The 25723-nt window shown below is 66.0% G+C and carries 27 protein-coding genes; 15 read left to right on the top strand and 12 right to left on the bottom strand.

Going from position 1 to position 25723, the window contains the following annotated elements; all coding sequences use genetic code 11:
* Positions 1-13 precede the first annotated feature (13 nt).
* Entirely contained in the window at positions 14-1195 is a 1182-nt protein-coding gene (locus AB4879_RS25885) for an acyl-CoA dehydrogenase family protein (RefSeq protein ID WP_102809219.1), read from the bottom strand.
* A 119-nt stretch (positions 1196-1314) separates the two neighbouring features.
* On the opposite strand from AB4879_RS25885, the gene AB4879_RS25880 reads away from it, so the two are divergent.
* Positions 1315-2919, top strand: coding sequence for a flavin-containing monooxygenase (locus AB4879_RS25880; RefSeq protein ID WP_370509852.1), 1605 nt, complete (start codon positions 1315-1317; stop codon positions 2917-2919).
* Here AB4879_RS25880 and AB4879_RS25875 read toward each other — a convergent pair.
* Complete coding sequence (locus AB4879_RS25875; RefSeq protein WP_370509851.1) at positions 2916-3791, bottom strand: alpha/beta fold hydrolase; 876 nt, start codon at positions 3789-3791, stop codon at positions 2916-2918. The two genes, AB4879_RS25880 and AB4879_RS25875, sit on opposite strands and share 4 nt — an antisense overlap.
* 144 nt (positions 3792-3935) lie before the next feature.
* Here AB4879_RS25875 and AB4879_RS25870 point away from each other — a divergent pair, with 144 nt between their 5' ends.
* From AB4879_RS25870 to lhgO, 3 genes are read left to right on the top strand one after another with little or no spacing between them, the layout of a single operon-like run.
* Positions 3936-6140, top strand: coding sequence for an adenylate/guanylate cyclase domain-containing protein (locus tag AB4879_RS25870; protein WP_370509850.1), 2205 nt, complete (start codon positions 3936-3938; stop codon positions 6138-6140).
* On the top strand, positions 6137-7552 hold the full coding sequence (locus tag AB4879_RS25865) for a mechanosensitive ion channel domain-containing protein (protein WP_102809174.1): 1416 nt from the start codon (positions 6137-6139) through the stop codon (positions 7550-7552). Before AB4879_RS25870 ends, AB4879_RS25865 begins: the two co-directional genes overlap by 4 nt.
* Positions 7539-8738, top strand: a complete 1200-nt coding sequence (gene lhgO / locus AB4879_RS25860) for an L-2-hydroxyglutarate oxidase (protein WP_370509849.1) — start codon at positions 7539-7541, stop codon at positions 8736-8738. Before AB4879_RS25865 ends, lhgO begins: the two co-directional genes overlap by 14 nt.
* A gap of 15 nt (positions 8739-8753) precedes the next feature.
* On the opposite strand, the gene AB4879_RS25855 is transcribed toward lhgO, so the two are convergent.
* The gene (locus tag AB4879_RS25855; protein ID WP_370509848.1) at positions 8754-9221 is read right to left on the bottom strand and encodes a MarR family winged helix-turn-helix transcriptional regulator; all 468 of its coding nucleotides are present in this window, start codon (positions 9219-9221) and stop codon (positions 8754-8756) included.
* A 100-nt stretch (positions 9222-9321) separates the two neighbouring features.
* On the opposite strand from AB4879_RS25855, the gene AB4879_RS25850 reads away from it, so the two are divergent.
* A complete protein-coding gene (locus AB4879_RS25850; RefSeq protein WP_102809169.1) occupies positions 9322-10188 on the top strand; it encodes a DMT family transporter in 867 nt (288 codons plus the stop codon).
* Between the two features lies 1 nt (position 10189).
* Here the strand turns inward: AB4879_RS25850 and AB4879_RS25845 are convergent, their stop codons facing one another.
* Positions 10190-11644: an MFS transporter gene (locus tag AB4879_RS25845; RefSeq protein WP_370509847.1), complete on the bottom strand. Its 1455-nt coding sequence runs from the start codon at positions 11642-11644 to the stop codon at positions 10190-10192.
* Positions 11645-11709: 65 nt separating this feature from the next.
* Here AB4879_RS25845 and AB4879_RS25840 point away from each other — a divergent pair, with 65 nt between their 5' ends.
* Entirely contained in the window at positions 11710-12522 is an 813-nt protein-coding gene (locus AB4879_RS25840; protein ID WP_102809167.1) for an acyl-CoA thioesterase domain-containing protein, read from the top strand.
* 1 nt (position 12523) lies between these two features.
* Here AB4879_RS25840 and AB4879_RS25835 read toward each other — a convergent pair whose 3' ends face one another.
* A complete protein-coding gene (locus AB4879_RS25835; RefSeq protein WP_370509846.1) occupies positions 12524-13675 on the bottom strand; it encodes a P1 family peptidase in 1152 nt (383 codons plus the stop codon).
* A 331-nt stretch (positions 13676-14006) separates the two neighbouring features.
* Between AB4879_RS25835 and AB4879_RS25830 the strand changes: the two genes are divergently transcribed.
* The 5 genes from AB4879_RS25830 to AB4879_RS25810 are packed head-to-tail and all read left to right on the top strand — an operon-like array spanning position 14007 to position 17503.
* Complete coding sequence (locus AB4879_RS25830) at positions 14007-14855, top strand: sulfurtransferase (protein ID WP_370509845.1); 849 nt, start codon at positions 14007-14009, stop codon at positions 14853-14855.
* 2 nt (positions 14856-14857) lie between these two features.
* The gene (locus tag AB4879_RS25825; protein ID WP_370509844.1) at positions 14858-15103 is read left to right on the top strand and encodes a hypothetical protein; all 246 of its coding nucleotides are present in this window, start codon (positions 14858-14860) and stop codon (positions 15101-15103) included.
* Positions 15100-15870, top strand: coding sequence for a potassium channel family protein (locus tag AB4879_RS25820; protein WP_370509843.1), 771 nt, complete (start codon positions 15100-15102; stop codon positions 15868-15870). Before AB4879_RS25825 ends, AB4879_RS25820 begins: the two co-directional genes overlap by 4 nt.
* Positions 15867-17063, top strand: coding sequence for a thiolase family protein (locus AB4879_RS25815; protein WP_370509842.1), 1197 nt, complete (start codon positions 15867-15869; stop codon positions 17061-17063). Before AB4879_RS25820 ends, AB4879_RS25815 begins: the two co-directional genes overlap by 4 nt.
* Positions 17060-17503, top strand: coding sequence for a Zn-ribbon domain-containing OB-fold protein (locus AB4879_RS25810; RefSeq protein ID WP_370509841.1), 444 nt, complete (start codon positions 17060-17062; stop codon positions 17501-17503). Before AB4879_RS25815 ends, AB4879_RS25810 begins: the two co-directional genes overlap by 4 nt.
* 48 nt (positions 17504-17551) lie before the next feature.
* Here AB4879_RS25810 and AB4879_RS25805 read toward each other — a convergent pair whose 3' ends face one another.
* Entirely contained in the window at positions 17552-17737 is a 186-nt protein-coding gene (locus AB4879_RS25805; protein WP_102809162.1) for a long chain fatty acid-CoA synthetase Faa4p, read from the bottom strand.
* Positions 17738-17910: 173 nt separating this feature from the next.
* Between AB4879_RS25805 and AB4879_RS25800 the strand changes: the two genes are divergently transcribed.
* The gene (locus tag AB4879_RS25800) at positions 17911-18312 is read left to right on the top strand and encodes a DUF1801 domain-containing protein (protein WP_370509840.1); all 402 of its coding nucleotides are present in this window, start codon (positions 17911-17913) and stop codon (positions 18310-18312) included.
* Between the two features lie 81 nt (positions 18313-18393).
* On the top strand, positions 18394-19182 hold the full coding sequence (locus tag AB4879_RS25795; RefSeq protein ID WP_370509839.1) for a hypothetical protein: 789 nt from the start codon (positions 18394-18396) through the stop codon (positions 19180-19182).
* A 13-nt stretch (positions 19183-19195) separates the two neighbouring features.
* Here the strand turns inward: AB4879_RS25795 and AB4879_RS25790 are convergent, their stop codons facing one another.
* From AB4879_RS25790 to AB4879_RS25775, 4 genes are read right to left on the bottom strand one after another with little or no spacing between them, the layout of a single operon-like run.
* Positions 19196-19474 (bottom strand): cytochrome C oxidase subunit IV family protein, encoded by a 279-nt coding sequence (locus AB4879_RS25790; RefSeq protein ID WP_370509838.1) that lies wholly within the window; start codon positions 19472-19474, stop codon positions 19196-19198.
* A gap of 2 nt (positions 19475-19476) precedes the next feature.
* A complete protein-coding gene (locus tag AB4879_RS25785; protein ID WP_370509837.1) occupies positions 19477-20088 on the bottom strand; it encodes a cytochrome c oxidase subunit 3 family protein in 612 nt (203 codons plus the stop codon).
* Positions 20085-20840 carry a hypothetical protein gene (locus AB4879_RS25780; protein WP_102809157.1) on the bottom strand — a complete coding sequence of 252 codons (756 nt, stop codon included), beginning with the start codon at positions 20838-20840 and terminating at the stop codon, positions 20085-20087. The genes AB4879_RS25785 and AB4879_RS25780 overlap by 4 nt, the downstream gene beginning before the upstream one ends.
* A complete protein-coding gene (locus tag AB4879_RS25775) occupies positions 20837-21541 on the bottom strand; it encodes a hypothetical protein (protein WP_370509836.1) in 705 nt (234 codons plus the stop codon). Before AB4879_RS25775 ends, AB4879_RS25780 begins: the two co-directional genes overlap by 4 nt.
* A 130-nt stretch (positions 21542-21671) precedes the next feature.
* On the opposite strand from AB4879_RS25775, the gene AB4879_RS25770 reads away from it, so the two are divergent.
* Positions 21672-22268: a TetR/AcrR family transcriptional regulator gene (locus tag AB4879_RS25770; RefSeq protein ID WP_370509835.1), complete on the top strand. Its 597-nt coding sequence runs from the start codon at positions 21672-21674 to the stop codon at positions 22266-22268.
* A 166-nt stretch (positions 22269-22434) separates the two neighbouring features.
* The gene (locus AB4879_RS25765) at positions 22435-22656 is read left to right on the top strand and encodes a hypothetical protein (RefSeq protein ID WP_370509834.1); all 222 of its coding nucleotides are present in this window, start codon (positions 22435-22437) and stop codon (positions 22654-22656) included.
* Between the two features lie 1059 nt (positions 22657-23715).
* On the opposite strand, the gene AB4879_RS25760 is transcribed toward AB4879_RS25765, so the two are convergent.
* Together AB4879_RS25760 and AB4879_RS25755 are read right to left on the bottom strand one after the other, a co-directional pair.
* Entirely contained in the window at positions 23716-24111 is a 396-nt protein-coding gene (locus AB4879_RS25760) for a MerR family transcriptional regulator (protein ID WP_370509910.1), read from the bottom strand.
* Between the two features lie 11 nt (positions 24112-24122).
* Complete coding sequence (locus AB4879_RS25755) at positions 24123-25655, bottom strand: SulP family inorganic anion transporter (protein WP_370509833.1); 1533 nt, start codon at positions 25653-25655, stop codon at positions 24123-24125.
* Positions 25656-25723: the final 68 nt, after the last annotated feature.

Genomic DNA, 25723 nt, shown 5'->3' with positions numbered 1-25723 from the left:
GGTTGCGTTCCGGTCAGATCATCGCCCGCAGCGGGCCCTGCGGATCGACACCGAAGGAGCTCAGGGCCGACGCGTGATACACGGTGCCCGGCACGTGGATGGCGTGGGCCATTCCGGTGTGGGCGTCGCGCCAGTACCGCTGCAGCGGCTTGTCCATCCGCATCGCGTTGCCGCCGGAGCGGGCGAAGATCTCATCGACGGCGCTGACCGCACGCCACACCGCGCGCACCTGGGTGCGCCGCCCGGCGGCGCGGTCCTCGAACGAGACCTCCTTGCCGGAGTCCACCATGTCGTAGATCCGGTCCACGTTGGCCAGGATCTCCTGGCGGGCGGCGTTGATGTCGGCGGCGGCCTCACCGATTGCGTACATCACGTAAGGGTCGTCCTTGATGGCGGTGCCTGCGGCGCTGACCCGCTCACGCTGGTAGTCCAGGTGAGCGGCGAGCGCGCCTTCGCAGATGCCGATGGTGGCCGAGGAGATGCCCAGCGGGAACATCGTCGACCACGGCATCAGGTACAGGGTGTCGGTCATCCCGGCTTCACGCTGGGCGGTGCCGTCCATCACCTTGAACGCGTCCATCACCCGGTACTCGGGCACGAAGGCATCCTTGACGATGACGTCCTTGGAACCGGTGCCGCGCAAACCCACCACGTCCCAGGAGTCCTCGACGATGGTGTAGTCCTTGCGCGGCAGGATCATGTGCAGCATCTGCGGCGGCATCTGCACCTTGCCGTCGGCGTCGCTCTTGATGGCGCCCAGGAAGATCCAGTCGCAGTGGTCGGTTCCGGAGCTGAACTGCCAGCGCCCGTTGAAGATGTAGCCGCCGTCGACCGGCCGGGCGATGCCCTGCGGGGCGTAGGGCGAGGCCACCCAGGTGTCGACGTCGTCGGCCCAGATCTCCTCGGCGACCCGCGGGTCGGCATAGGCCAGCTGATAGGGGTGCACGCCGACGACGCCGTTGATCCAACCGGCCGCCGGGTCGAGCGAGGCAATCGCCATCACGGTCTCGGCGAACTCCCGCGGGTGCACTTCCAATCCGCCGTACTTGGCCGGCTGAAGCAGCCGGATATGGCCGGCTTCTTTCATCGCCTTGACGGTCTGATCGGTGAGCTTGCCGATCTTCTCGGCTTCCACGGCCTGCTCGCGAAGCTGGTCAGCGAGCTCCATGGTCTTGTCGAGCACCGAAGCAGTCATCATGCATCCTTAGTCCAGGTCTGGGCTGTTGATCTCATCCTGAACCCGCGAGGCCGTCAGCACCGGCCAATGTCTCGATGAGCGGGGCTACGTCAGAATTTGGACCTACTCTGCTGGACATGAGCGCAGAGGAACTCGACGTCGTCGTGGTCGGCGCCGGATTCGCCGGGCTGTACGCGCTGCACAGGTTCCGCGGGCAAGGGCTGTCGGTCCGGGTGTTCGAGGCGGCACCCGAGGTGGGCGGCACCTGGTATTTCAACCGGTACCCGGGAGCCCGGTGTGACGTCGAAAGCGTCGACTACAGCTACTCGTTCTCCGACGAGCTGCAGCAGGAATGGACGTGGACCGAGAAGTACGCCACCCAGGCCGAGATCCTGACCTATCTGAACTGGGTCGCCGACAAGCTCGACTTGCGTCGCGATATCACCTTCGACACCCGGGTGACCTCAGCGGTACTCGACGAAAAGACGCTGCGCTGGTCGGTGACGACCGAGGACGGCCGGGTGACCATTGCCCGGTTCGTGGTGATGGCGACCGGGGCGCTGTCGGCCGCGATCACGCCGGCGTTCGACGGGCTGGACAGCTTCGGCGGGGAGATCTTCCACACCGCGCACTGGCCGCACGAGGGCGTCGATTTCACCGGCAAGCGGGTTGCGGTCATCGGCACGGGTTCCTCAGGTATCCAATCGATCCCGGTCCTGGCCGAACAGGCGCAGCATCTGTATGTCTTTCAGCGCACCCCCAACTACAGCATCCCGGCAGGCAACTCGGCGCTGACCGCCGAGCAGGTTGCCGAGGTGAAGGCGAATTACGCCGAGCGCAGGCGCCTCTCGATGCGCAGCGGTGGCGGTTCGCCCTATGTGGGCACGACTACACCCACGATGGAGGTCTCGGCCCGGGAGCGGCGCGAAGCCTTCGAGAAGCGGTGGCGCCTGGGCGGTGTGCTGTTCTCCAAGACGTTCCCCGATCAGCTCACCGACCAGGCCGCCAACGACGAGGCGCGAAAGTTCTGGGAGGAGAAGGTTCGTGCGGTCATCGACGACCCGGGAGTCGCCGAACTGCTGATACCCGACGATCATCCGATCGGGACCAAGCGAATCTGCACCGATTCCAACTACTTTCAGACCTTCAACCGGCCGAACGTGACGTTGATCAGTGTCCGCCGCACCCCGATCGTGTCGGTCGACCGCACCGGCATCACCACGTCCGCGGAGCACGTGGATCTCGACGCGATCGTGTTCGCCACCGGATTCGACGCGCTCACCGGAGCTTTGAGCAAGATCGACATCGTCGGCCGCGGGGGAGAGCGGCTGGCCGAGGACTGGGCCGACGGCCCACGCAGCTACCTGGGTCTGGGCGACGACGGCTTCCCGAACCTGTTCGTCGTGACCGGTCCGGGGGCGCCGGCCGTGCTGGCGAACATGGTCCTGCATGCCGAGGCGCACGTGGATTGGATCGCCGAGGCCATCGGTTATCTCGATGCGAACGGATACGCCGGCATCGAGGCGCGCCCCGACGCCGTCGAGAATTGGCTTGCCGAGCTCGACCGGCGCGCTGCCACCACACTGTTCCCGAAAGCCAACTCGTGGTACCTGGGTGCCAATGTGCCCGGAAAGCCAAGGGTTTTCATGCTCTTCATCGGCGGCTTCGGGGCCTACAACGACATCTGCGCCGAAGTCGCCGCCGACGGATACCGGGGCTTCGACCTGATCACGAAGAGCTAATCGCGCTGCAGGAAGCCCATCACGGTGTTTTCGAACGCCTGCTTGGCCTCGATCATCACCCAGTGTCCGCAGTTGGGGAACACGTGCAACTCGGCGTTGGCGATGGTGCGCATCGGGATCAGCGCCATATCGAGCGGGCTGACCCGATCATCACGGCCCCACGTCAACAGGGTGGGTGCCTTGACCTTGTGCATGATGGCCCACGGCAGCGGGAAGTCAGCGTTGCGCATCATCTTCGTCATCGCCGCGAACGCCGCCTTGCCGTACATCCGCCGCGCACTCTCGAGGGTCTCGGGATCGGTCGCCAGTGCGAAGCGCTCCTCGATGAGTTGTTCGGTGACCAATGCCGGGTCGTAGACCATCGAGTTGAGCCAGTCGACGAGCCGCTGACGGGTGGGATCCTCGGTGAACTCCTGGAGCAACCGGATGCCCTCACTGGGTCCCGAGCTGAAGATGTTGGTGCCGATGCCGCCGATGGTGACCAGCTTGCCGATCCGGTCACGATGATTGATCGCGAAGTTGATGCCGACGCCGCCGCCCATCGAATTGCCGATGATGTCGACCTTGTCCAGGCCGAGCGCATCGACGAATGCGGGCACCGCCGCCTGCGCATCCAGCATCGGGTGGCCGCCGAAGTCGTCGCTCACCCCGAATCCGGGGAACTCCAGCACCAGGCACCGATAGCGCTCGGCGAAGAACGCCAGGTTGCCGCGGAAGTTGCGCCAGCCGGTGACTCCCGGCCCGGATCCGTGCAGCATCAGCAGGGTGGGGCCCTCGCCGGCCTCGTGATAGCGCAGAACGCCCTTCTCGGTGGCGATCTCGCGCTTGGTGCCTTCGTAAGTCGTGTCCACGGGTGCTATCCGACCATGCATTGCGACGGTGCTCAACTGCCCGGTCCCGCCGACCGGACAGTAATTCGACCCGATATCAACAGCCTCGTACGCCTCATTTGCCACATCATCCTGCTAATCTGCACCGGGACCGGTTAGCTGCGGGGTGACCGCGAAAGGGTGCCGATGTCTCGAGTGGCTGAGCAGGGCGCGTCGCAACCCGCGCCGACGCCGGATCCGGCCCCTGACAAGCACAAGATGCTGTCGCGATTCCGCCGCGATCGGATCCTCGCGCGCGTCAGCATCCAGTCCAAGCTGATCTTGATGCTAGTGCTGTGCACCATGCTGGCCGCGGCGGTCGTCGGCGCGATCGCTTTCGAGGTCGGCCGGACGTCGCTGCGCACCGCGGTGTTCAGCCGTTTGATCGAGATCCGGGAGGCGCAGTCCCGGGCGCTGGAGGGCGAGTTCCAGGACCTCAAGAATTCGCTGGTCATCTACAGCCGTGGCACAAGCACCTCGGATGCGCTCGCGGCGTTCACCGCCGGCTTCGATCAGCTCGACAACGCATCGGTCAGCCCGGCACAGTGGCAGGGCGTGCTCGGGTACTACGACACCTTCATCAAGCAGACCGATCAGCAGAGCGGCACCCTGTTGGATGCGTCCGCGCTCCTGCCGACAGCCCCGGCCCAGCGATATCTGCAAGCCAACTACACCGCGCGGTTGCCCACCGACGACGCGGCCATCGCCATGGGCGACGCCGGTGACGGGAGCCAGTGGTCGGCGGCAAACGCGCGCTACCAGGATTTCTTCCGGCAGATCACCACTCGCTTCGGTTTCCAGGACGCCTTGCTCCTCGACGCCCGCGGCAATGTGGTCTACACCGCCTACAAGGGCGTCGACCTCGGCACCAACATCATCACCGGCCCCTACGCCGGCTCCAAACTGCATGCCGCCTACCTGAAGGCGATGTCGGCCAACACCGTCGACTACGTCGGCCTCACCGATTTCGAGTTCTATCAACCGGCCCAGATGCAGCCCACCGCGTGGATGGTCGCCCCGATCACGCCGAACGGCAGAACCGAAGGTGTACTGGCTCTGCAATTTCCGATCTCGAAGATCAACCAGCTCATGACCTTCGACCGAAAGTGGAAAGACGCCGGCCTCGGCGCCACCGGGGAGACATTCCTCGTCGGACCCGATGGACTGATGCGTTCGGACTCGCGAATGTTCGTCGAGGACCCGCAGCGGTACAAGAGTGAGGTGACCGCGGCCGGTACCCCCGCGGAAGTCGCCGACAAGGCGATTCGGCTCGGCGGCACCACATTGGTGCAGCCCGACATATCCCAAGCCACAACCAACGCGCGACGGGGCGAAACCGGCACGCTGGTGTCCAGCGACTATCTGGGCAATCGAGCTCTCCAGTCCTATGCCCCTCTGCCCGATCACAATTCGGGGCTGCAGTGGTCGATCATCGCCAAGGTGGATGTAGCCGAGGCTTTCGCCAAGGAATCCTCGTTCACCCGCACGATGGTCCTCAGCACTGTCGGGATGATCTTCATCGTCTGCGTACTCGCCGCCTACCTGGCGCAGGTGTTCGTGCGGCCGATCCGCAAACTGGAGGCCGGGGCCCAACGGATCGCTGCGGGTGACTATCTGGTTGCCATCCCGGTGGAGACGCGAGACGAACTGGGCGACTTGACGCAGGCGTTCAACGATATGAGTCGCAGTCTGACCGTCAAGGATGATCTGCTCAAGGAGCAGCGGCAGCAGAACGACGAACTGCTCCGATCGTTGATGCCGGAAGCCGTAGTGGAGCGTTTCCGGCAGGGCGAAGAGACGATCGCAAGCGAACACCACAATGTGACGGTCATTTTCGCCGATCTGCTGGGCATCGACCGACTGCAAGCGGACATGAGCCCCAGCGACTACCTGGCGCTGGGCAATGAGTTGATCCGCCAGATCGAAGCCGCCGCAGCCGACTTCGGCGTCGAGAGCGTTCACACCGTACGTAACGGTTATCTGGCCAGTTGTGGACTGACGGTGCCCCGACTCGACAACGTGCGCCGTACCGTGGATTTCGCGCTCGAGTGCCAGCGGATCGTCGAACGGTTCAACTCTGACGCGGGGATCGAGCTGGCTCTGCGCGCCGGAATCGACAGTGGTGGCGTGGGTAGCGGCCTGCTGGGCAGCCCGTCGCTCGTCTACGACATGTGGGGCGACGCGGTGAACCTGGCGCACCAGGTCAAGGATGGTTCACCGCGTCCGGGCATCTTCGTCACCGCCAAGGTCTATGAAGCCCTGCGCGACACGATGACGTTCGTCGAGGCGGGATCGGTCACCGTCGGTGAGGCGGCGCAACCGATCTGGCAGGTGTCGGAGGACCAGCGATGAGCGACGTGTTCACCTCGTCCTGGTTCTACTGGGCAATCGGGATCGCCATCGGACTTCCCCTCGGCTTGGTCGCCCTCACCGAGTGGCAGCATGCGCTGCGCCGCAGGAAGAGCTTTCTGCTCAAGCCGGTAACTCTGCTGCGTAACTACCTCTTGCCGCTCGGTGCGCTGCTGCTGTTGATGCTCGAAGCCAGCCGGGTGCCGGCGGGTTCGACCTCGGTGCGGATGGTGGGCACCCTGGTGGCGTTCGTCGTTCTGGTCCTGCTGCTGTCGGGGATCAACGCCGCTGTGTTCCAAAGCGCACCGGATGGAAGCTGGCGCAAGCGAATTCCGGGGATCTTCCTCGACGTTGCCCGCTTCCTCTTGATCGCCGTGGGTCTGGCGCTGATATTCGCCTACATCTGGGGCGCCAACGTCAAGGGCCTCTTCACCGCACTGGGAATCACCTCGATCGTCGTCGGCCTGACACTGCAGAACTCGGTCGGCCAGATCATCTCCGGGTTGTTGATGCTCTTCGAACAGCCCTTCAAGATCGGCGATTGGCTGGATACGCCGGCCGCCAAAGGACGGGTCGTGGAGGTGAATTGGCGAGCCGTCCATCTCGAAACCGGGACCGGCCTGCAGATCACACCGAACTCGGTACTGGCTGGGGCATCGTTCACAAACCTCAGCAGGCCGCCCGGAAAGCACACGATCATGGTCACGAGCGTGTTCGCGGTCGATGACGCTCCTGACGAAGTGTGCGCCATGCTGGTGCGGGTCGCCTCGGAGCTGCCGCAATGCCACCCTGATCTGCAGCCGTCGGCGGTTCCGTTGGGGGCCAATCAGTATCAGACCAAAATTCCGTTGACATCGCCGGCCGACGACGGGAAGGCCAAAGCCACGTTCCTGCGCTGGATCTGGTATTCGGCCCGGCGCGAAGGTCTGCACCTGGACGAAGCGGATGACCAATTTTCCTCTACCGAGCGAGTCACCGCGGCCATCCGTTCCATCGTCGCGCCGACATTGCGGCTGGACCGCGACGAGCAGCAGCGGCTGATCCCGTATGCGTCGATGGAGCGATACGGCGACGGCGAACTTGTCCAGCGCTCCGGTGAAGTCCCCGCCGGCATCAAATTCATAGTCTCCGGTGCGGTCCAGTTGACGGCTATCGCAGAGGACGGCACCGAAGTGGTGGTCGGCAGCCACGAGCGCGGTTCGTTCCTGGGGCAGAGCACGCTCACCCGTCAGCCCGTGATCGGCTGGTCGTACGCGGTGGGCGAGGTGACGATGGTGTATCTCGCGCGCGAGCAGGTTGAGACGATCGTCCACGAGAACCCCTTGCTCCTGCAGGAATTCGGGCGGACCATCGAGCAGCGCCGCGACTACATGCTGCGAGCGGTCGCGACGAGCGACGGTGATGACGCCTCCTAGACATGACCTCGTTGTCGTCGGCGCGGGCATCGTCGGCCTGGCGGTTGCCCGGGAGTGGATGTCGCGGCGCCCCCAGGACTCGGTGGCCGTCGTCGAGCGGGAGGATGCGCCTGCCCGCCACCAGACCGGCCACAACTCCGGTGTGGTCCATGGCGGGATCTACTACCAGCCGGGATCGCTGAAGGCCCGGCTCTGTGTCGACGGCGCCCGGATGATGTACGAATACTGCGAGCACAACGCCATCAAGCACGAGCGCTGCGGCAAGCTGATTGTCGCGGTATCAGCCGAGGAGCTCGGCCGTCTGGACGACTTGCAGGAGCGGGGCATCGCCAACGCCGTGCCGGGGTTGCGTCGCATCGGCGGTCAGGAGATAGCCGAGATCGAGCCCAATGCTGTTGGCCTGCAGGCACTTCATGCACCCAACACCGGAATCGTCGACTATCCCGCGGTGGCCCGCACTCTCGTCGCCGAGCTGACGGCCGCGGGCGTGTCGATCCGGTTCGGCACCGAGGTCACCGCGATCGATGGGGCGGACAACCCGATCGTCCACACCACCGCCGGGCCGCTACGCGCCCACACCGTCATCGCCTGCGCCGGACTGTGGGCCGACCGGCTCGCCCGGCGGGCGGGGGCGCCCCGCGACCCGCAGATCGTGCCGTTCCGCGGCGCGTACCTCGGTCTGACTCCGACGGATTCGCCGCGACTGAACGGGATGATCTATCCGGTGCCCAACCCCGATCTGCCGTTCCTCGGGGTGCACATCACCAAGCACATCACCGGCGATGTGACGCTGGGCCCGACCGCCATGATGGTCGGTGCCCGTGACGCGTACTCGTTGCGCCGGTTGAGCATTCGTGACTCCTGGGAGACGCTGGCCTGGCCCGGGACCTGGCGGGTGGCGCGCCGGTACTGGCGGGTGGGGCTCGACGAGATGCGGATGGCGGCGAGCCGGCGGGCCTTCGTCAATGCCGCGGCCCGATACATGCCCGGCCTCACCCTGGCCGATCTGGACGGCAGCTCCCACGCCGGTGTCCGGGCCCAGGCCGTCGGCCGGGACGGCTCTCTCGTCGACGATTTCGTGATCTCCCGAGACGGTCGCATCTCTCATGTCCGCAACGCGCCATCGCCGGCCGCGACGTCGGCGTTCGCGCTCGCCGGTGAACTGGTCGACCGCGTCACCGGCTGAGCCGCATCAGCCGCGTCAGTCGTCGATCGGGGTGCCGAGGGAGTCGGCGACAAACCGGATCAGGAAGCGGTCGAACTGGTCGAGTTCGGCTTCCGTCCACCCCGACAGAGCCCGTCGCAGATGACCGACTCGGACGTCCAGCAGCTTTCCGGCTTCGCGCCGACCCTGCGGGGTGACAGCCACCAGGGCGACCCGCAGGTCGGTCGGGTCCGGGTTGCGGGTCACGAGTCCCGCGTCGACCAGGGAGGTGACCTGACGCGTCGCCATCCCCAGGTCCATGTGAGCGCCCCGCGCCAGCGCACCCATGGGCAGCGGGCCGCTGTCGAGAAGAATCCGCAGCAACGCATACGACGGCTGGGTCAGGCCGACACCGGCTGCGCCGGCCTGCCTGGCGAACAGGGACCGGCTGCTGGTCAGGCGCACCACCTGGGCCAGGCTTCGGCTGATCGAGTCGAGAGACTCGTCCTTCGGCGAAGAAGTCACAGCGCGTCCGTTCCGCAGGGTCCGTTCTGTATGGGGTGTCCGAGACGTTGATACCAGCCCGGCACCGTGGTGCTGTGCCGGGTGTCGTTGAATGCGAACCATGACCGGACATCCGGCCCGCGTGGGTGCTGCCCTGGCAGTGGCCGCGATGGTGTGCGTCCAGCTCGGGCTTGCGGTGGCGATCGGCCTGATCGGGCGGATCGGGGCCGAAGGCGCCGCGTGGCTGCGGGTGGCCTGGGCCGGAGTGCTGCTGCTGGTGCTCGTGCGCCCGCGGCCCTCGGCGTTCACCCGGGCCACGTTCGGAATCTGCGTGCTGCTGGGGCTGGTGACCGCGTTGACCACGATGTTGTTCATGGCGGCGTTGGCGCGCATCCCGATGGGGACGGCCAGTGCCCTGGAGTTTCTCGGACCGTTGGCCGTGGCGGTCGTCAGCGGCCGCGGGCGGGGCCGCTGGGTGTGGCCGGCGCTGGCCGCTGTCGGCGTAGCGGCGCTGACCCAGCCGGCGCAAGGTGCGATCGACGTGGTGGGGGTGGCGTTCGCGCTGGGCGCCGCCGCCTGCTGGGCGGCCTACATCCTGCTGACCCAGCGCGTCGGCGACCGGGTGAGCGGGCTGCAGGGTCTCGGGGTGTCGATGCCGGTGGCCGCGGTCACCGTCACCGCCGCGGTCGGCTGGGCGGTGCTGCCGCGGATGACGCCGGACATGATCCTGATCGGCCTCGGCTTGGCCCTGCTGCTGCCGATCGCGCCCTTTGTCCTCGAGTTGATGGCATTGCGCCGCCTGAACACCGCGGCCTTCGGGACGCTGATGAGCCTGGAGCCGGCGCTGGCACTGTTGATCGGGTTCGTCGTCGTTCACCAGGTGCCCAACTCGTGGGCGATCGTCGGTGTCGGCTTCGTCGTCGCCGCCGGGATCGGGGCCGCCCGCGCCGGCACGCGTGATACACCGACGCCGGTTCAGCCCGGGTAGCTCAGCCCCATTCGTGGTTCATCGCGCGCGACTCGGTGACGTCCTCGGTCGAGGCGACCCGCAGCTTCGGGCGGGTGATCGCGATCAGCAGCATCGCGGCGGCAGCAGTGATCGCGCCGAGGGCGAAGATCACCGTGAAGCTGCTCTCCGGGATGTGGCCGTGGTCCGACCGGCCCAGCAAGACCGCGACGATCGCGGCGGCGATCGAACTGCCGACGGTGCGCGCGATGGCGTTCATGCTTGTGGCGACCCCGGTTTCGCCTGCGTCGACCTCGCGCACAACCAGGGCAGGCAATGCCCCGTAGGCCAGGCTGATGTAGGCGTTGGCCAGTACGCCGGCCATGATCACCTGCCACGGCTGGTGGTGCAGGACGGCAAGCAGGACGAACCCGAGGACGCCGGCCGCGGCGCCCACCATCAACACCGCGCGGGCACCGAAGCGGTCGATGTAGCGGCCGCTGGCCACCGCGGTCAAGAACCCGGCGAGAGCGCCGGGCAGCAAGAACACGACGCTGGCCCCGAGCACCGTCGCGCCGAAGCCGTAGCCGCTACCGGCGGGCGCCTGGACGAAGTCGGTGAGCCCGAGGAACGCGAAATACAGGCCCATTCCGACCAGGATCGTCGCGAAATTGGTCAACAGGATCGGGCGGCGCGACAGCATCGCCGTCGACACCAAGGGGTGCGGGCTGCGTCGTTCCCACCACCACCAGGCGCTCAGCACCGCCAGCCCGGCGGCCAGGCAGCCGACCGTGCGTGCCGATACCCAGCCCCAGCCGTGACCCTGGGTGATCGCCAGCAGCACCGCGGACAGACCCAACGCCAGCCCGGCCGCACCGCCCCAATCGACGGTCCCCGCCGAACGTCGCGGGCGGGTCGGCAGGACGGCCAGCACGGCGATGATCACCAGCACCGTGAACACCGTCGTCAACCAGAACACCCGGTGATAGCCGGCGTCACCGCGCATCAACAGCCCGGTGACGACCAGGCCCATGCCGCCGCCGAATCCGAGCGAGCCGGACAGCACCGCCATCGCCCGCATGAGGCGGTCGGGGGGCAGCTCCTCGCGCAGGATGGACACCCCGATCGGGTACAGCGAGTACGACGCGCCCTGCAACACCCGCGCGGTGATCAGCAGCGGAAGCGAGGACGTCAGCGCGGCCAGCAGCGAGCCGGCGAGCACGATCCCCAGCACCGCCAACAGCACCCCCTTTTTGCTGTACAGATCGGCAAGGCGACCGATGAGGGGAGTGGTCGCCGCCGCCGCGAGAAGGTTGGCCGTGACAGCCCAGCTGACGTCGACCGGGGACGCATGCAGCTGTCGGGCCATCACACCCAGGACCGGCACGACGCCGGTCTGCAACACCGCCACGGTCAGGGCGACGACGCTCAGTGTGGCCACGAGCAGCCCCGGCCGGTGATACCCAGCGCCGGCATGGGGGGCTTGGAGGTCGCGCACGAGTTGATTATGCGGGCTAACCACCGAGTGCCGGACGCCGGAGGGGGCTGTGCGAGGATGCCCGGATGGCCACCCGACCGGCGCATTTCATTTCCGATCCCGACGGCAACTTCCATCCGACGGAGAATGCCCGCAGCCGCTGGGGTGACGACATGCTCAACGGGCCCGCCGTGGTCAGCCTGGCCGCGTTCACCCTCGAGCAGCGGTTCGGCCTGCCCGAGTTCCTGCCGGCCCGGCTCACCGTCGACCTGTTCAAGGCGGCACGCCGGGTGCCGACGACGGTGCGCGTCCGGCTGATTCGTGACGGCAGGCGGATTCGAAACTCGGAATGCGACGTCCTTCAGGGCGAGGCGATCGTCGCGCGGGCGACGATGGTGCAGTACCGGCTGTCCGAACCGCCGCCCGGCGAAGAGTGGATGGCCCACGCCGAGTTCACCCCGCCGACCGGTGGCGACCGGCACGGCTACTTCATCGGCAGCGACGATGTCGGCTGGCTCGCCGACGGAGGCGCGCACCAGAACACCTCACGCAAGCGCGTCTACCACTGCCCGATCGATGTGGTCGCCGGTCACGACATCACGCCGTTCGTCCGCACCGTCGTCGTGGCCGAGGCCACCAGCCTGGTCAGTAACCTCGGCACCAAGGGCATCGGCTACATCAACGGTGATCTCACCGTCGCGCTCTCCCGACTGCCGCAGTCGGAACACATTGGGGTGCAGGGCGATTCGCACTGGACGTCGGACGGCATCTCGGTCGGTGCCGGGACGCTGTTCGACGACGCCGGCCCGTTTGCGACGGGTCTGGTCACCGCGATCGCCAACCCGGCGGCTCAGATCGACTTCAGCAAACCCGACACGATCCCGACGCTGAACGTCTGAGTCACAGCAGCGCGCGCAGTCGGTCGTGCGGGAGTGCGGGGGAGCGATGCCCGTCGCGACCGACCATGTCGGCGTTGACCACCAACGCGTTGAGGACGGCCTCCTCCACGCTGTGCACGACCGCGGCATAGAAGTCGTTCATCCGGCCCCACGGCAGGAACCGCAGGTGGCCGAATTCGTCGTCGCCGACCGGGCCGACGGGGAACCGGCTGGCCAGATCCGGTGCGTCGGCGGTCGAGAACGCCAGGAAGATGTCTCCGGAGAAGTGGCTGCCGGTGGTGCCGGTGCGGGCCAGCCCGAGCGGGACCCGTCGGGCCAGTGCCTTGCACTGCCCGGGTAGCAGCGGTGCGTCGGTGGCGATCACGACGATCACCGAACCGGCTCCGGGCGGCGGCCGGTTGAGGTCGCGCTCGAACCAGTCGCCGTCGAGCGGATTCTCGACATCCAAGTGCGGGCCGACGAGACGTCCGGACACGGTGAGTTCATGGCGCGCACCGAAATTCGCCTGAACGAAGGCGCCCACGGTAAAGGTGTGACTGCCGTACCGCACCAGCCGGGACGCAGTTCCGTTGCCGCCCTTGAACTCATAGCAATTCATCCCGGTGCCGCCACCGACCGACCCCTCCGCCACCGGACCGCCGGTGGCGTGGTCCAGTGCCGCTTCGGCGTGTTCGGGGCGCACATGGCCGCCGTTGATGTCATTGAGGTAGCCGTCCCACGTCTCGGCGCACACCGGCAGCAGCCACTGACGGGCCAGCACCGGATCGATCCGGTTGACCCAGGAGATCACACCCGCGTGACAGGCACCGACGGCATGCGTATTCGACAGCAGCACAGGAAGATTGAACGCGCCGGACTCCTCGATCCAGGTGGTGCCGGTCATCTCGCCGTTGCCGTTGAGGGAGAACCAGCCCGCGGCGCATGGCCTGCCGAGGCCGGCCCGTCCCCGGGGCAGGATCGCGGTGACGCCGGTGCGCACCGGTCCGCTTCCCACGATCAGCTCTCCGTCGCCGGCCAGCAGGGTGGTCACACCGACCTGGACGCCGGCCACATCGGTGATGGCGTTGAGTGGGCCTGGTTCGCCGGCGAGCGGGATGTCCAGTCCACGAGCGCGAGGCCGGCCGTCGGCGGTGAATGCCGCTGGAGACGTCATCCGGCCGACCCTACCGTCGGCTGACGGACGAGGACGTCCGAGAAAACCACGGACGCCGGGGAAGGCTCGATGACCTTCCCCAGCGCCGCCTGGCGTTCGCACCACACCCCCCATAGCCGCGGTGCGAACCATCAGGCGATTCCGGCGCCCCCCGTCGGAACCCGTGTGTCGTCTGATGCTGTAGCAAAGTTATCGGGCCGATATCGACGTGCGCACGCGTAGTGCACTACTCGATTTCAGCTTCTTCTCAGGTTGACCACCTGGTGCCTGCGTCGACACGCGCGCGAGGGCATGATCATCGGTGCCGACCGACGACGAACGGGGAGACTCGATGACTGCGCGCGCTGACGTGATGATGACCGCTGAAGCGCTGGTCAATCGATTGGCAGCGGGTGATCCGGTGACCGTTCTCGACGTGCGGTGGACCTTGAGCGAGCCGGACGGGCGACAGCACTACCTGCAGGGCCACATTCCCGGCGCGGTGTATGTATCGCTCGACGACGACCTGAGCGACCACACGGTGCCCGGCCGCGGACGACACCCGCTGCCGTCCGGGCCCGCGGTGCAGGCTGCCGCGCGTCGGTGGGGGATCCGCGCGGGGCAGACCGTGGTGGTCTACGACGACTGGAACCGGGCCGGCTCGGCACGGGCCTGGTGGGTGCTGACGGCGGCGGGCATCCCGGACGTCCGCATTCTCGACGGCGGCTGGGCGGCCTGGAAAGCGGCAGGTGGGCATGTCGACACCGGCCCGGTCGAACCACCTCCGGGCGACGTCACGGTGGCCCACGACGATCTGTACGCGGGTGCGCTGCCCACCTTGACCGCCGACGAGGTCGGCAGCGGGCCGTTGCTGGATGCCCGCGCGCCGGACCGCTTCCGCGGTGAGGTGGAACCGGTCGACGCGGTGGCCGGGCACATCCCCGGGGCGCGCAACCTGCCGAGTACGGGACTGCTGACCGGGGATCAGAGCTTCATCAGCGACAGCGCCCTGGACGAGCTACTGGCCGCCTGCGACGTCGGCCCCGAGGCAGCGATCGGTGTGTACTGCGGATCGGGCATCACCGCGGCGGTGGCCGTCGCCGCGTTGACCGCCGCGGGCCGTCAGGCCGCACTGTTCCCGGGATCGTGGTCGCAATGGAGTTCGGAGCCCGGCCGGCCGGTCGCCCGCGGCGAGCAGTGACGATGGAGACGTTCCTGGTGTACCTCAAAGTGCAGGCGATGTGCCTCGTGTTCGGCATCGTCGGCCCGATATTTTTGGTGGTGTACTTCGCCGCGCAACCCGACCCGACCGTCCGGTGGATGTACTACTGGGGACTGGTGATCACCGCCGTCGACGTGCTGATCGCGCTCGGCCTGACCGACCAGACCATGCGGGCCAAACAGGTGGTGCGCGATCAATGCGATCAAGAGGAGGCTCGCAGTTCGTGACCGTGGTCGAACGCGAAACACAGGACGAGACAACGGTTCCTGAGTCGAGGCTACAGCGGTGGGAGGCACTGGCCGAGTGGCCGCTCGCGGCGTGCGCGGCGGCGTTCCTCGCACTGTTCTCGGTCAAGGTGCTGGGCCGGCCGCAGGGCTTGAACATGCACATCATCCACGGGCTGCTCTTCCTGCTGTATCTGCCGTTCGTGGTCGACTACGTGGCGCGCCTGACTTTGGTCGAGCAGCGCGCGCGGTGGTTCTTCCGCCACGTGCTCGACCTGGTGGTCGTCGTGTTGCCGTTGATGGGCCCGCTGCTGTTGCTGCGCCTGGTCGCCCTGGTGGGGGCCTTGCAGCGGGCCGTCGGTGACGCCATCCGCGGTCGTGTGGTGGCCTACACCGCGTTCAGCGCCGTCCTGCTGGTCTATGCCGCGTCGCTGGCGGTGTTGCAGGTCGAACGGCCCGCTCCGGGAGCCAACATCACGAGTTTTGGCGACGCCGTGTGGTGGTCGGTCACCACGATCACCACGGTCGGCTACGGTGACCTCTACCCGGTGACCGTGCTGGGCAGAATTGTCGCGGCACTTCTGATGATCGGCGGGATCAGCATGGTCGGTGCGATCACCGCCACGATCGCGAGCTGGATCGTGCAGCGTGTCTCGGCGCAGGACAGTGCCCAGCAGGCGGCCACCGTGGCGCACATCGAAAGTCTGCAGGCCGAAGTCGCGCGTCTCGCGGATCTTGTTGCCGCCCAGATGGAGACGAGGACCCGGTGAACCGCGGCCCGTTCGACGGCAAGGCCGTGATCACCGGCGCGGGCAAGTCACAGGTCGGTCGCCGACTGGGCCGCACCGGGCTGGAGCTGACGATCGAAGCGGTCCTGCGCGCGATCACCGACGCCGGGCTCGATGTCGACGACGTCGACGGCATCGCCAGCTACCCGGGCGCGGTCGCCGCCAACCCGGGCTTCTCCGGCGCCAACGTCACCGAGGTGCGTACCGCGCTGGGCCTGCGAAGCAGGTGGTACATGTCCGGGTTGGAGACGGCGGGCCAGATCGGACCGGTGATCGAAGCCTGTATGGCCGTCACCCTCGGTCTGGCCAACCACGTTGTGGTGTTTCGCTCGGTGTGGGAGTCCACCGCCGCGCAGCAGGCAGGCGGCGGCCACGCGTCGGTGCTGCTCGGCGGGGGCGGCAAGCTGCCACCGCAGATGGAGTGGACCGCGCCGTTCGGGGCGCTGTCGGCGGCCAACTGGCTGGCGATGCCGGCGCAGCGATACATGCACGACTTCGGGCTCACCCGTCAACAACTCGGTGCGATCGCGCTCAATGCCCGGCGCAACGCCGGCCGCAATCCCGACGCCGTCTACCGGGACCCGCTCACAATGGAGGATTATCTGTCCGCGCGGATGATCTCGGAACCCTTGTGCCTCTACGACTGTGACGTGCCCTGCGATGGGGCGACCGCGGTCATCGTCTCCCGCAGGGACGCCTGCGGCGGTTTGCCCCGCCACCCGTTGACCGTCGAGTCGGTCGGGCCGGGAATGTTCGAACGGCCAACGTGGGAACAACGTTTCGACCTCACCACGATGGCGGCCCACGATTCGGCCGCCACTCTGTGGGAGCACACCGAGCTACGGCCGCGTGATGTCGACATGGCCCAGCTGTACGACGGCTTCAGCTTCCTGACGGTGATGTGGTTGGAGGCGTTGGGATTCTGCGAACACGGCCGGGTCGGTGAGTTCATCCAGGACGGTGACCGAATCGCCCTCGACGGGCAGCTGCCACTCAACACCAGCGGCGGGCAGTTGTCGGGCGGACGGCTGCACGGCATGGGCTTCCTGCACGAGGCCTGTGTGCAGTTGTGGGGCGAGGGCGGCGAACGACAAGCTCCACACACTCCTGAGGTCGTCGCGATCGGTGTCGGCGGCGGTCCCGTCGCGGGCTCGATGTTGGTGAGCAGCCGATGAGCTATCAACGACCAGATTTACGGCTCGCGCCCAGCCCAACGCCGGAGTCGGAGGCATTCTGGACCGGCGGCCGCGACGGCCACCTCCTGATCAGCCGCTGCCATGCGTGCGGCCATTTCTTTCATCCGCCCGGGCCGGCCTGCTGGCGTTGCCGCAGCACCGATGTCGCACCGGAGAAGGTCTCCGGGCGAGCCACCGTTGCGGCGTTCAGCGTCGACCGGCAACCCTGGATTCCGGGTTTCGAGCCGCCCTACATCGTGGCGATCGTCGAAATCGCCGAGGATCCAGGGGTTCGGCTGATCACCAATGTGGTGGACGTCGAGCCGGCGGACATGCGCATCGGGCTCGAGGTGGAGGTGTTCTTCGAAGATTGGACCGGGTTGTCCGGCGGCGAGGACACCCGAGTGTGGATCCCGTTGTTCCGACCCGTCACGATCTGACAGGCTGCACTCAACCGTTGCGAGGCAACGTGATTGCGGGGATTGCGGTCAGTCGCGGACCCAGACCGAGATGTAGCCGATGGGGATGCCGGTGCGGGCGGCGATGCATTCGCGCGCAGCCAGCTCGACCTTGTCGCGCGCCGTCGCCTCGGTGGAATCGTTGATTTCGGGGATCCGGACAAGCCACCGGTTGCTCTCGAACCGAATATCGATCTCGAAGCACTGACCGGCCATCGGCCGAAGTACCTGGTGGGTGCGAAGACCCCGTTGCGGACGAGTGGAAAAGCCGCGAGTTCTGTAATGAGTACGCATCTTCAAGCTTTCCGAAACGATTCTGGGCCGCGGGAAAAGATACTCTCTGTGACTGGCGAATACAAAATCGCGATCGGTGCGGCCATGATGACGATATGGCCGACGACGACATCACCGCTTCGCAGCGAATCGACGCACGAATTGCCGAATTCGACGATTGGCGAGGCGAGACACTCGCCCGGATCCGCGCCGTCATCAAGCAGGCCGATCCTGAGGTGGTCGAGGAGTGGAAGTGGCGGGGCGTTCCGGTGTGGTCGCATGCCGGAATCATCTGCACGGGCGAGACGTACAAGACCGCGGTCAAGATGACATTCGCCAAAGGTGCCGCACTGCCGGACCCCTCGGGTCTGTTCAATTCGAGCCTCGAGGGGAACACCCGGCGGGCGATCGATTTCCACGACGGCGATGTCATCGACGAGCGTGCGTTGGCGGCCCTCATCCGGTCTGCGGTTGAACTGAACATGTCCTCGAAGCCGCGGTCGGGTAAACGCGGATAACCGACCTTCGGATCACATTGCCGGGCACGAGATCTCAGCAAACAATGCCCGGTGCCCATCGCGCATGGCTACGCTTTGCCGATGCCGGGGGTGCGGTTGACGGGGATTCTGGGTGGCCTGGCGGTCGGATTCGGGATCTGGCTGGCCATGGGGATCGCGGGCGCGCAGCCCGCGTCGGCGGCGCCGGCCGGTTCCTCCGACAGGACAACCGCGCACAGTGCGACCAGCGCGCGTGACCACAAGACCACACCCGCTCGCGGGCCGGCGGCCCCTCGAGTGGCCCCCAGCAACGTGAAACGACAGGTCGCGACGGCTCGTCAACCGGCGGCCGCCGCGTCGTCGGCCCGACATCCGCTACGCAACCGGATCGTCATCGCCAAGAACACCCACCTGGCGCTGCCGCTGCAGATGGTGTTCTTCGCCAAACGCGTTACCGGGAATGCCACCTTCACCGAGAACTCCGTCTACGACTTGCAGACCGTCGACCAATACGACTGGAACAAGCTCACCGGCATCTCGTTCACGCTCCTGCGGCCGGACACCGACGCCATCATGGTGGCCTGGCGATACAACGTGACCACCCAGATGTTCGAGGTCGGGCCGTACTACAACGTCGATACCGCCAGGATCATGCCGACCGACTCCGAGATCATCTCGGTACCCGTCGGGCAGACGTTCACCTTCCACGCCGATTACCAGGGCATCACCGTGCAATACGGAGACACGGCGGTGTACAAGCTGATTCCCGAGGGTCTGCACCCGAATCAGCTGTCTGCGTTCCGGATCAACAGCTGGTTCGGCGGCACCAGCCGGGCACCGAAGACCATCTCGTTCACTCTTGATCTCAAGCCGTGGTGGACCGAGTTGTGACGGTCCGTCGGCACTATCCGCCGGTGAAGTAGACGCCGAGCATTGCCGCGAACACCGCAATCACCCAGCCGCTGGTAACGGCCTTGAGCCACACCGGTGCCCGGCGAACCTCCATGAAATGCCAGATCACCAGCTGGGCCTTCGCGGCCGCGATCAGGAGCACGACGGTGGTCACCGTCGCATTGAGCTGATGGGCGGCCCCGCCGTCGCGCGAGACCAGCCACGACACGACGGTGACCGCCGTCAGCAGCGCCCACACGAGGGTCAGCGGGTTGCGGATCAACGACGTCATCGTCACCTCATCAAGTAGAACGCGGCGAACAGGACCAGCCACAAGACATCAACCATGTGCCAGTAGGTGGCACCGGTCTCGACGAACGAGATCTTCGGTTGGGCAGCAGTTTTCAGGTTGCGCATGACGAAGCACAGGATGATGAGACCGAGCAGAACGTGGCACAGATGCAGTCCGGTCATCACGAAGTAGAACATGAAGAACAGATTGGTCCCCGGTGTGATGCCGGCGGTGATCTCCGGAATCCACTCGAACATCTTCAGGATCGGGAACACAGCACCCAAGCCCAGCGCGACGGCGAACCGGCGCAGCGCGTCCGCGGAGTTGCCGGCTCGTGCTGCGGTGGTCCCGAGAACCACGAACAACGAACTGGTCAGCAGCACAACGGTATTGATCGCGCCGATGTCCACGTTGAGCCGGGCCTGGCTCTGCAGGAAAAGATCCGGGTTCTGACCGCGGTAGTAGACGTAGCCGATGAAGTAGACACCGAAGATCAGCAGATCGCCGATGACGAAGAACCACATGCTCGGATCGCCAGGGATGTGCCGCCGCACGTCGTGGTCCGGGTTGGGGTCGCTGAGGTTATCGAAGCGTCCTTCGGCGACGTCGGTCATACGGTCGCCCCGGCGCGGGGATCACCTGTGGCGGTGTGCAGGTCGGCGTTGTCGAGTTCGGTGTCGGGTTGTCTCTTGATCGACCGGTAGATGCAGGTGTAGACGACCATCTGCCACGAGACGTACAGCACCACGGTGAACCAGAACGTCATCAGCCCGTTCCATGCGAAGGGGCCCGACTTGTTGATCCAGACCGGCGCGGCCATCAGCTCGGTCATGTACTGCCACACGGTGTAATAGCCCAGCCACTTCGGCAGCACATTGTTCTTGTCGAGAAGGATGGCCAGCCCGAACGCCATCCACATGACACAGAAGCAGCCAAGGGATCCGATGAACGCCAGATAGCCGAAGTCGTAGAGCATCGACAGCACGGCTGGGCTGTAGCCCGGGCGAAAGGCTCCCACGCCGAAGCAGAACATCGGGAACAGCATGCCGACGATGGCGCCGGTGATGGCGCCCATCATCAGCGTGTACCGGAACGCCGGGCTGACCGACATCCGCTTGATCTGCATGAGATACACCGCGTTGGATACCGGCGCGAGTCCGAACGTGAGTGTCAGCAGCACACAGGCGATCAGCAGATTGTGGGACTGCATGAATGCGACGATCTGTGACGCGGGGGCGCTCGGTGATCTCGGCGGCATCATCCAGCTCAACGGCACGAAGACCAGCCCGAACACGTTGAAGAAGAACGGCACACTCCAGAAGGTGATCCACTGGTCGAGCTTGCGGTTCCTGCGTCGTGGTGTCACGCGAGGACTTCTCGCTCGTCGCCCTGCCGATTCACCGCACGCAGGAGCACGACGAACATCACCACGATGTAGGCCGCAAAAGTCAGCAGCCGCAACGTGAATGACAGCGTGCCGTTCCAGGCCAGGGGACCGGTCTTGACCAGAATCGAAAACGCGCTCGGAGCCAGCAGCGCAACGGTGGCGACGTTGAAGTGCGCCGCCCAGCGGGGGAAGATCGGATCGGGGCGCTCGTCGAGGTACACGCTCAGCGCGAAGCACAGGTTCTGCACGATGATGGTGCCGACGGGCGCGATGAAGAAGAACCAGGCCATGTCGTTGAGCAGGCTGACCAGTTCGGGATCGCGGTCAGGTCTGAAAGCCGCCATGCCCCAGCAATAGTCGGCCAGGATGAACGCGGTTGTCCCGACGCCGACGCAGATGATGTAGGCGTAGGTCAGCACCACGCTGGAGGTCGCGACCCGCGAAATCTGGACCGCCGTCACCGCGAAGAGCGGGATCAGGGCACCGGCGATCAGATTGCACAGAATCGCGACGCCGAGCACACCCGTCGCGTTCTCCCGGAAGAACGCCGCAACCTCGTCGGGGGACAAGGTCGGGGACAGCGGCGGGGAGAACACCGGGAACAGTACGTAGGCCAGGGCGAGCAGAGCTGCCGCCGGCGGTGCGGTCCACAGCAGAATGCGCTGGCCTCGTGTGTTCATCGGATTTTTTGTAGCACGTTCGCTGACAGATAACAACGAAATAGGGCGGGTGTTATGGAGGGTTCCTGGTGTTTACCGAGTTTTGGGTGACATCTGTCGGTGAAGCGAACGTGTGCGGCACAATGGAGGCGTGCGAGAGACTGCGACGAGCCGCGAAGCCCAGCGTCGTCGGACGCGTGCGCGTGTGCTCGACGCGGCCATCGTCGAGTTTCAGCGGGCAGGCACCAGTTCGGCCGACATCAATGCCATCGTCGAAGCCGCGGGAGTGGCTCGAAGCACCTTCTATTTCCACTTCCCGACCAAAGAGCATGTCCTGCTCGAGTTGATCCGGCGCGACGAGGACTACCTCGGTGACGAACTCAGTCGATTCCTGGAGACCCGGCATGATTTGGAAGCCGTCCTCGAGGAGATCATCAGGCTCGCCGTCGAGCTCGAGAATCGCTGGGGCGCTGCATTGTTCCGCGATGTCATCAGTCTGTATTTCTCGCCGTCCCTTGCCCAGGACGAGCAGTGGAGCAGACACCCGACGTTCGTATTGCTGGCCGCCGAGATCGAGCGTGCCCGTATCCGCGGCGAACTCTACGACGACGTCGAAGCCTACGACGGCGCCGCGTTCTTCCTCATCGGGCTACATGCAGTGCTCATCAGTGCCCGGGAGAACGGCGCGGGTCGCGACGTGGTCCTCAAGAAATTCGTGAAGAGCACGCTGCGCAGCCTTCGACCCTAGGCGCCTTTGTCAGTCGCGTGCGCTGGGCGGACAGACCGCCGGCTGAAGACCGAGCGAATTCGCCATGGCGTTTTGGTTCTGACATGCATTCACGCCGGAATCGGGTGGGGTGTTGGGGCCTTGGCTGGCTCGGCAGGTGGTGGGCTGTAGGCCGATGGCGATGGGCATGGCGCCTTGGTTCTGGCAGGCGGTCACGCCGGAGTCCGGTGGGGTGTTGGGGCCTTGGCTGGCTCGGCAGGTGGTGGGCTGTAGGCCGATGGCGATGGGCATGGCGCCTTGGTTCTGGCAGGCTGTCACGCCGGAGTCCGGTGGGGTGTTCGGACCCTGGCTCGCGCGACAGGTGGCGGTTGGCAGTCCGAGCGAGGTCGTCATCGCGCCTTGGTTCTGACAGGCCGTCAGCCCGGAATCTGCGGGCGTGGTCCCGGTGGAACTGCTTTCCGACTGGTCCTTGTCCGGCGAGCCGGACCCGTTCTGATCGGCGTTCTGATTGTCCGGCGTGGACGGGCTGCTGGTCGACGATGTCTTCGACGCTCCGCCGCTTGTCGGAGCGGGGGTTGTGCAGGGGGCCGGGTTGTACCCGCCGCGTTGGAAGCAATCGGCGGTTGCCGTGCCAGTTGTCCCGAGGGCTCCGAGACCGGCCGCCGAGGCGGTGAACAACACTGCGGTCAGGCAACGGCCCCACACGTCTCGCATCAGCGCTGGCCCCGAGGCGCAGATCTCACAGTGACGAATTCTAACTGGACCCAGACATAATCGTCACAGTGACGAATTATATTGGGGGCGTGGCCCTTTCGAGGCTCGGGTGCGACCGCACGTTCGCGGATGTCCGGGGTCGGATTGGGGCGCGCGCCGGGGCTCCGTTCATTCATCTACTCGAAGGCGTTGCGGGGGAATGTGATTCGCGAATGCGGAGTCCGAGTCGGGTGGCGGTGTTCCGTCACTGTGACGTAATTGATCTACACGGCTGCGGGGCGGGGGTACCTGGACGGCCACGCCGGTGGACCCGTCATGGGCGATACTGCCGCGAGGGGCTGGGCGGCATCGGCCCGCCGGGCGGCGTTGGCCGGCGTGGGCCGTGCCGGACCGCCAGTCGGACTATGCCGCCCGCCGCAGCATAAACGTCACAGTGACGAATTGGACTTGCCGGGCTGGAGTGCGGGGCCGCACGGAAGCCGGTCCGCCTCAGAGCTTGTGACCGGATACCGCGGCATGGCGGGCGGGCATATGTCTGTCGCCGGGAACTCTGTCGCCGGGAACTCGGTATCACCGGCGATATCAGTTCTCGACGAGCAGTGCCTAGGACAGGGCCGAGTGTGCGACACACGCCGGCGAGCGGAACGTGGGTACGGGTGGGCCGAATTCAGAGTCCGCCCAGGTCCACGTTTTGCCGATAAGCCACATTATGTCAACTTGGATGGTGACCCGGTATGCCCCGGCCGGACGTCCGCTACCCGCGCTGTTCGTGGTCGATTCCGGCTGCTCGGGTGACGAGCAACTCGCTGAGTTCTTCGGCGTAGGCAAGCTGCTTGCGTAATTTTGCAGCGCTTTCCTGCGTCTTGACTTGGAAATCATGCAGTAAGCGCGCGGCGGCGGTGCGTCGATCGGCAGGTGCTCCCGCATCGCCCAGCACGTCGAGTGAGTCCAGGAGGTCTTTCATCTCGGTCAGAGTGAACCCGAGTGGTTTCATCCGGCGGATGACGAGCAGCCGGTCCACGTCGGTGTCGGTGTAGAGGCGGAATCCCCCGACGGAGCGTGCAGAGGGCGTGACCAGACCCACTTCGTCGTAATGACGCACCGTGCTGACGGAAAGCTCAGTGCGGCTGGCGACTTGCCCGATCTGCATGTGTGTGTCGGTCAATGGCTTGCTCCGAGCGTTCCCGAGAGTCGGTCGTGACGGTCGGCGGAATCGGTGTTCAAGCCAACGATATCGACGTGTTTGCCCTTCGCGCGGTATTTGCTTGTCACCGCGTCGAGGGCGGCGACGGTCGAGGCGTCCCAGATGTGGGAGCCGGACATGTCGATGACGATGTTGGTCGGATCGTCGGTGTAGTTGAACTGGTAGACAAGGTCGTTGCTCGAGGCGAAGAACAGTTCACCGGTCACGCGATAGACAGCGGTATCAGGCGCACCATTCGGCTCCTCCTCCTTCACCACGGTCACCAGGTGGGCGACGCGGCGGGCGAAGAGGACCATCGCGGTCAGCGCCCCGACGATCACGCCGTAGGCCAGGTTGTTGGTGGCCACCGTGACGGCCACGGTGGTGAGCATGACCAGAGTCTCGCTGCGCGGCATCCGCCGCAGGGTGGCCGGAGAGATGCTGTGCCAGTCCATGGTTCCGACCGACACCATGATCATGACGGCCACGAGGGCGGCCATCGGGATGGTGCCGACGACGTCGCGCAGGCCGACCACCAGTCCGAGCAAGAACAGGCCCGCGAGGAACGTCGAGATGCGGGTGCGGGCGCCGGCGACCTTGACGTTGATCATCGTCTGGCCGATCATCGCGCAACCACCCATGCCGCCGAACAAGCCGGTCACCACATTGGCGATGCCCTGCCCCCAGCTTTCCCGGGATTTGTCGCTGTGCGTGTCGGTGATGTCGTCGACCAGCTTGGCGGTGAGCAACGACTCCAGCAGCCCGACCAGCGCCACCGCCAGTGCGTAGGGCGCGACGATCGACAAGGTGTCGAGATTGAGCGGGACGTGTGGGATGAACACCGACGGCAGGCTGGTGGGCAGTTTTCCCTGGTCCCCGACGTTGGGGATGTGGATCTTGAACGCCAGCACAGTCGCGGTGAGGATCACGATGGCGATCAGAGGCGCCGGTATGGCGGTCGTCAGCCGCGGCAGGAACACCATGATGATCAGCCCGACCGCGACGAATGGATAGACCAGAACGGGGACGCCGATGAGGTACGGCAGCTGCGACAAGAAGATCAGGATCGCCAAGGCATTGACGAATCCCACCATGACGCTGCGCGGCACGAACCGCATCAATCGCGCCACCCCCAGCAGACCGAGCACGATCTGCAATGCGCCGCCAAGCAATACGGCGACGACGAGGTAGTCCAGGCCGTGCTCTCGGGTCAGCGGCGCGATCACCAAGGCGATACTGCCGGTGGCCGCGGAGATCATGGCAGGACGGCCGCCGGTGATCGCGATCGTCACGGCCATGGTGAACGACGCGAACAGCCCGACACGGGGGTCCACGCCGGCGATGATGGAGAACGAGATGGCCTCGGGAATCAGTGCCAGCGCGACGACCAGACCGGCAAGCACCTCCGTTTTGAGGCGTCTCGGCGATCGCAGCGCCGCCAGCACCGACGAAGAAGGGTCGGTGCTGGCTTCGCGCACGGTGGAGGCAGGCGAAATCGGCTGCGAATTCATGGATCTCATTCGATATCTAGGCACAGTGATGCCAGTCGGACGCGCCCGGTGGGCGGCGCTTCGGACAA

This window comes from Mycobacterium sp. SA01 (assembly GCF_041287105.1).
GTDB lineage: Bacteria > Actinomycetota > Actinomycetes > Mycobacteriales > Mycobacteriaceae > Mycobacterium.
Note: the sequence above shows the minus strand (reverse complement) of the source record. Positions and strands in the feature narration are given on the sequence as shown.

What these genes read in the sequence shown, in the direction of transcription:
- AB4879_RS25810 (WP_370509841.1), top strand. Translation starts at nt 17,060, where the DNA reads ATGAGCTATCAACGACCAGATTTACGGCTCGCGCCCAGCCCAACGCCG.
- AB4879_RS25830 (WP_370509845.1), top strand. Translation starts at nt 14,007, where the DNA reads ATGACTGCGCGCGCTGACGTGATGATGACCGCTGAAGCGCTGGTCAAT.
- AB4879_RS25840 (WP_102809167.1), top strand. Translation starts at nt 11,710, where the DNA reads ATGGCCACCCGACCGGCGCATTTCATTTCCGATCCCGACGGCAACTTC.
- AB4879_RS25795 (WP_370509839.1), top strand. Translation starts at nt 18,394, where the DNA reads ATGCCGGGGGTGCGGTTGACGGGGATTCTGGGTGGCCTGGCGGTCGGA.
- AB4879_RS25805 (WP_102809162.1), bottom strand. Translation starts at nt 17,737, where the DNA reads ATGGCCGGTCAGTGCTTCGAGATCGATATTCGGTTCGAGAGCAACCGG.
- AB4879_RS25885 (WP_102809219.1), bottom strand. Translation starts at nt 1,195, where the DNA reads ATGACTGCTTCGGTGCTCGACAAGACCATGGAGCTCGCTGACCAGCTT.
- AB4879_RS25875 (WP_370509851.1), bottom strand. Translation starts at nt 3,791, where the DNA reads ATGCATGGTCGGATAGCACCCGTGGACACGACTTACGAAGGCACCAAG.
- AB4879_RS25835 (WP_370509846.1), bottom strand. Translation starts at nt 13,675, where the DNA reads ATGACGTCTCCAGCGGCATTCACCGCCGACGGCCGGCCTCGCGCTCGT.
- AB4879_RS25765 (WP_370509834.1), top strand. Translation starts at nt 22,435, where the DNA reads ATGGCGCCTTGGTTCTGGCAGGCGGTCACGCCGGAGTCCGGTGGGGTG.
- AB4879_RS25865 (WP_102809174.1), top strand. Translation starts at nt 6,137, where the DNA reads ATGAGCGACGTGTTCACCTCGTCCTGGTTCTACTGGGCAATCGGGATC.
- lhgO (WP_370509849.1), top strand. Translation starts at nt 7,539, where the DNA reads ATGACGCCTCCTAGACATGACCTCGTTGTCGTCGGCGCGGGCATCGTC.
- AB4879_RS25825 (WP_370509844.1), top strand. Translation starts at nt 14,858, where the DNA reads ATGGAGACGTTCCTGGTGTACCTCAAAGTGCAGGCGATGTGCCTCGTG.
- AB4879_RS25880 (WP_370509852.1), top strand. Translation starts at nt 1,315, where the DNA reads ATGAGCGCAGAGGAACTCGACGTCGTCGTGGTCGGCGCCGGATTCGCC.
- AB4879_RS25850 (WP_102809169.1), top strand. Translation starts at nt 9,322, where the DNA reads ATGACCGGACATCCGGCCCGCGTGGGTGCTGCCCTGGCAGTGGCCGCG.
- AB4879_RS25760 (WP_370509910.1), bottom strand. Translation starts at nt 24,111, where the DNA reads ATGCAGATCGGGCAAGTCGCCAGCCGCACTGAGCTTTCCGTCAGCACG.
- AB4879_RS25790 (WP_370509838.1), bottom strand. Translation starts at nt 19,474, where the DNA reads ATGACGTCGTTGATCCGCAACCCGCTGACCCTCGTGTGGGCGCTGCTG.
- AB4879_RS25775 (WP_370509836.1), bottom strand. Translation starts at nt 21,541, where the DNA reads ATGAACACACGAGGCCAGCGCATTCTGCTGTGGACCGCACCGCCGGCG.
- AB4879_RS25870 (WP_370509850.1), top strand. Translation starts at nt 3,936, where the DNA reads ATGTCTCGAGTGGCTGAGCAGGGCGCGTCGCAACCCGCGCCGACGCCG.
- AB4879_RS25755 (WP_370509833.1), bottom strand. Translation starts at nt 25,655, where the DNA reads ATGAATTCGCAGCCGATTTCGCCTGCCTCCACCGTGCGCGAAGCCAGC.
- AB4879_RS25785 (WP_370509837.1), bottom strand. Translation starts at nt 20,088, where the DNA reads ATGACCGACGTCGCCGAAGGACGCTTCGATAACCTCAGCGACCCCAAC.
- AB4879_RS25800 (WP_370509840.1), top strand. Translation starts at nt 17,911, where the DNA reads ATGGCCGACGACGACATCACCGCTTCGCAGCGAATCGACGCACGAATT.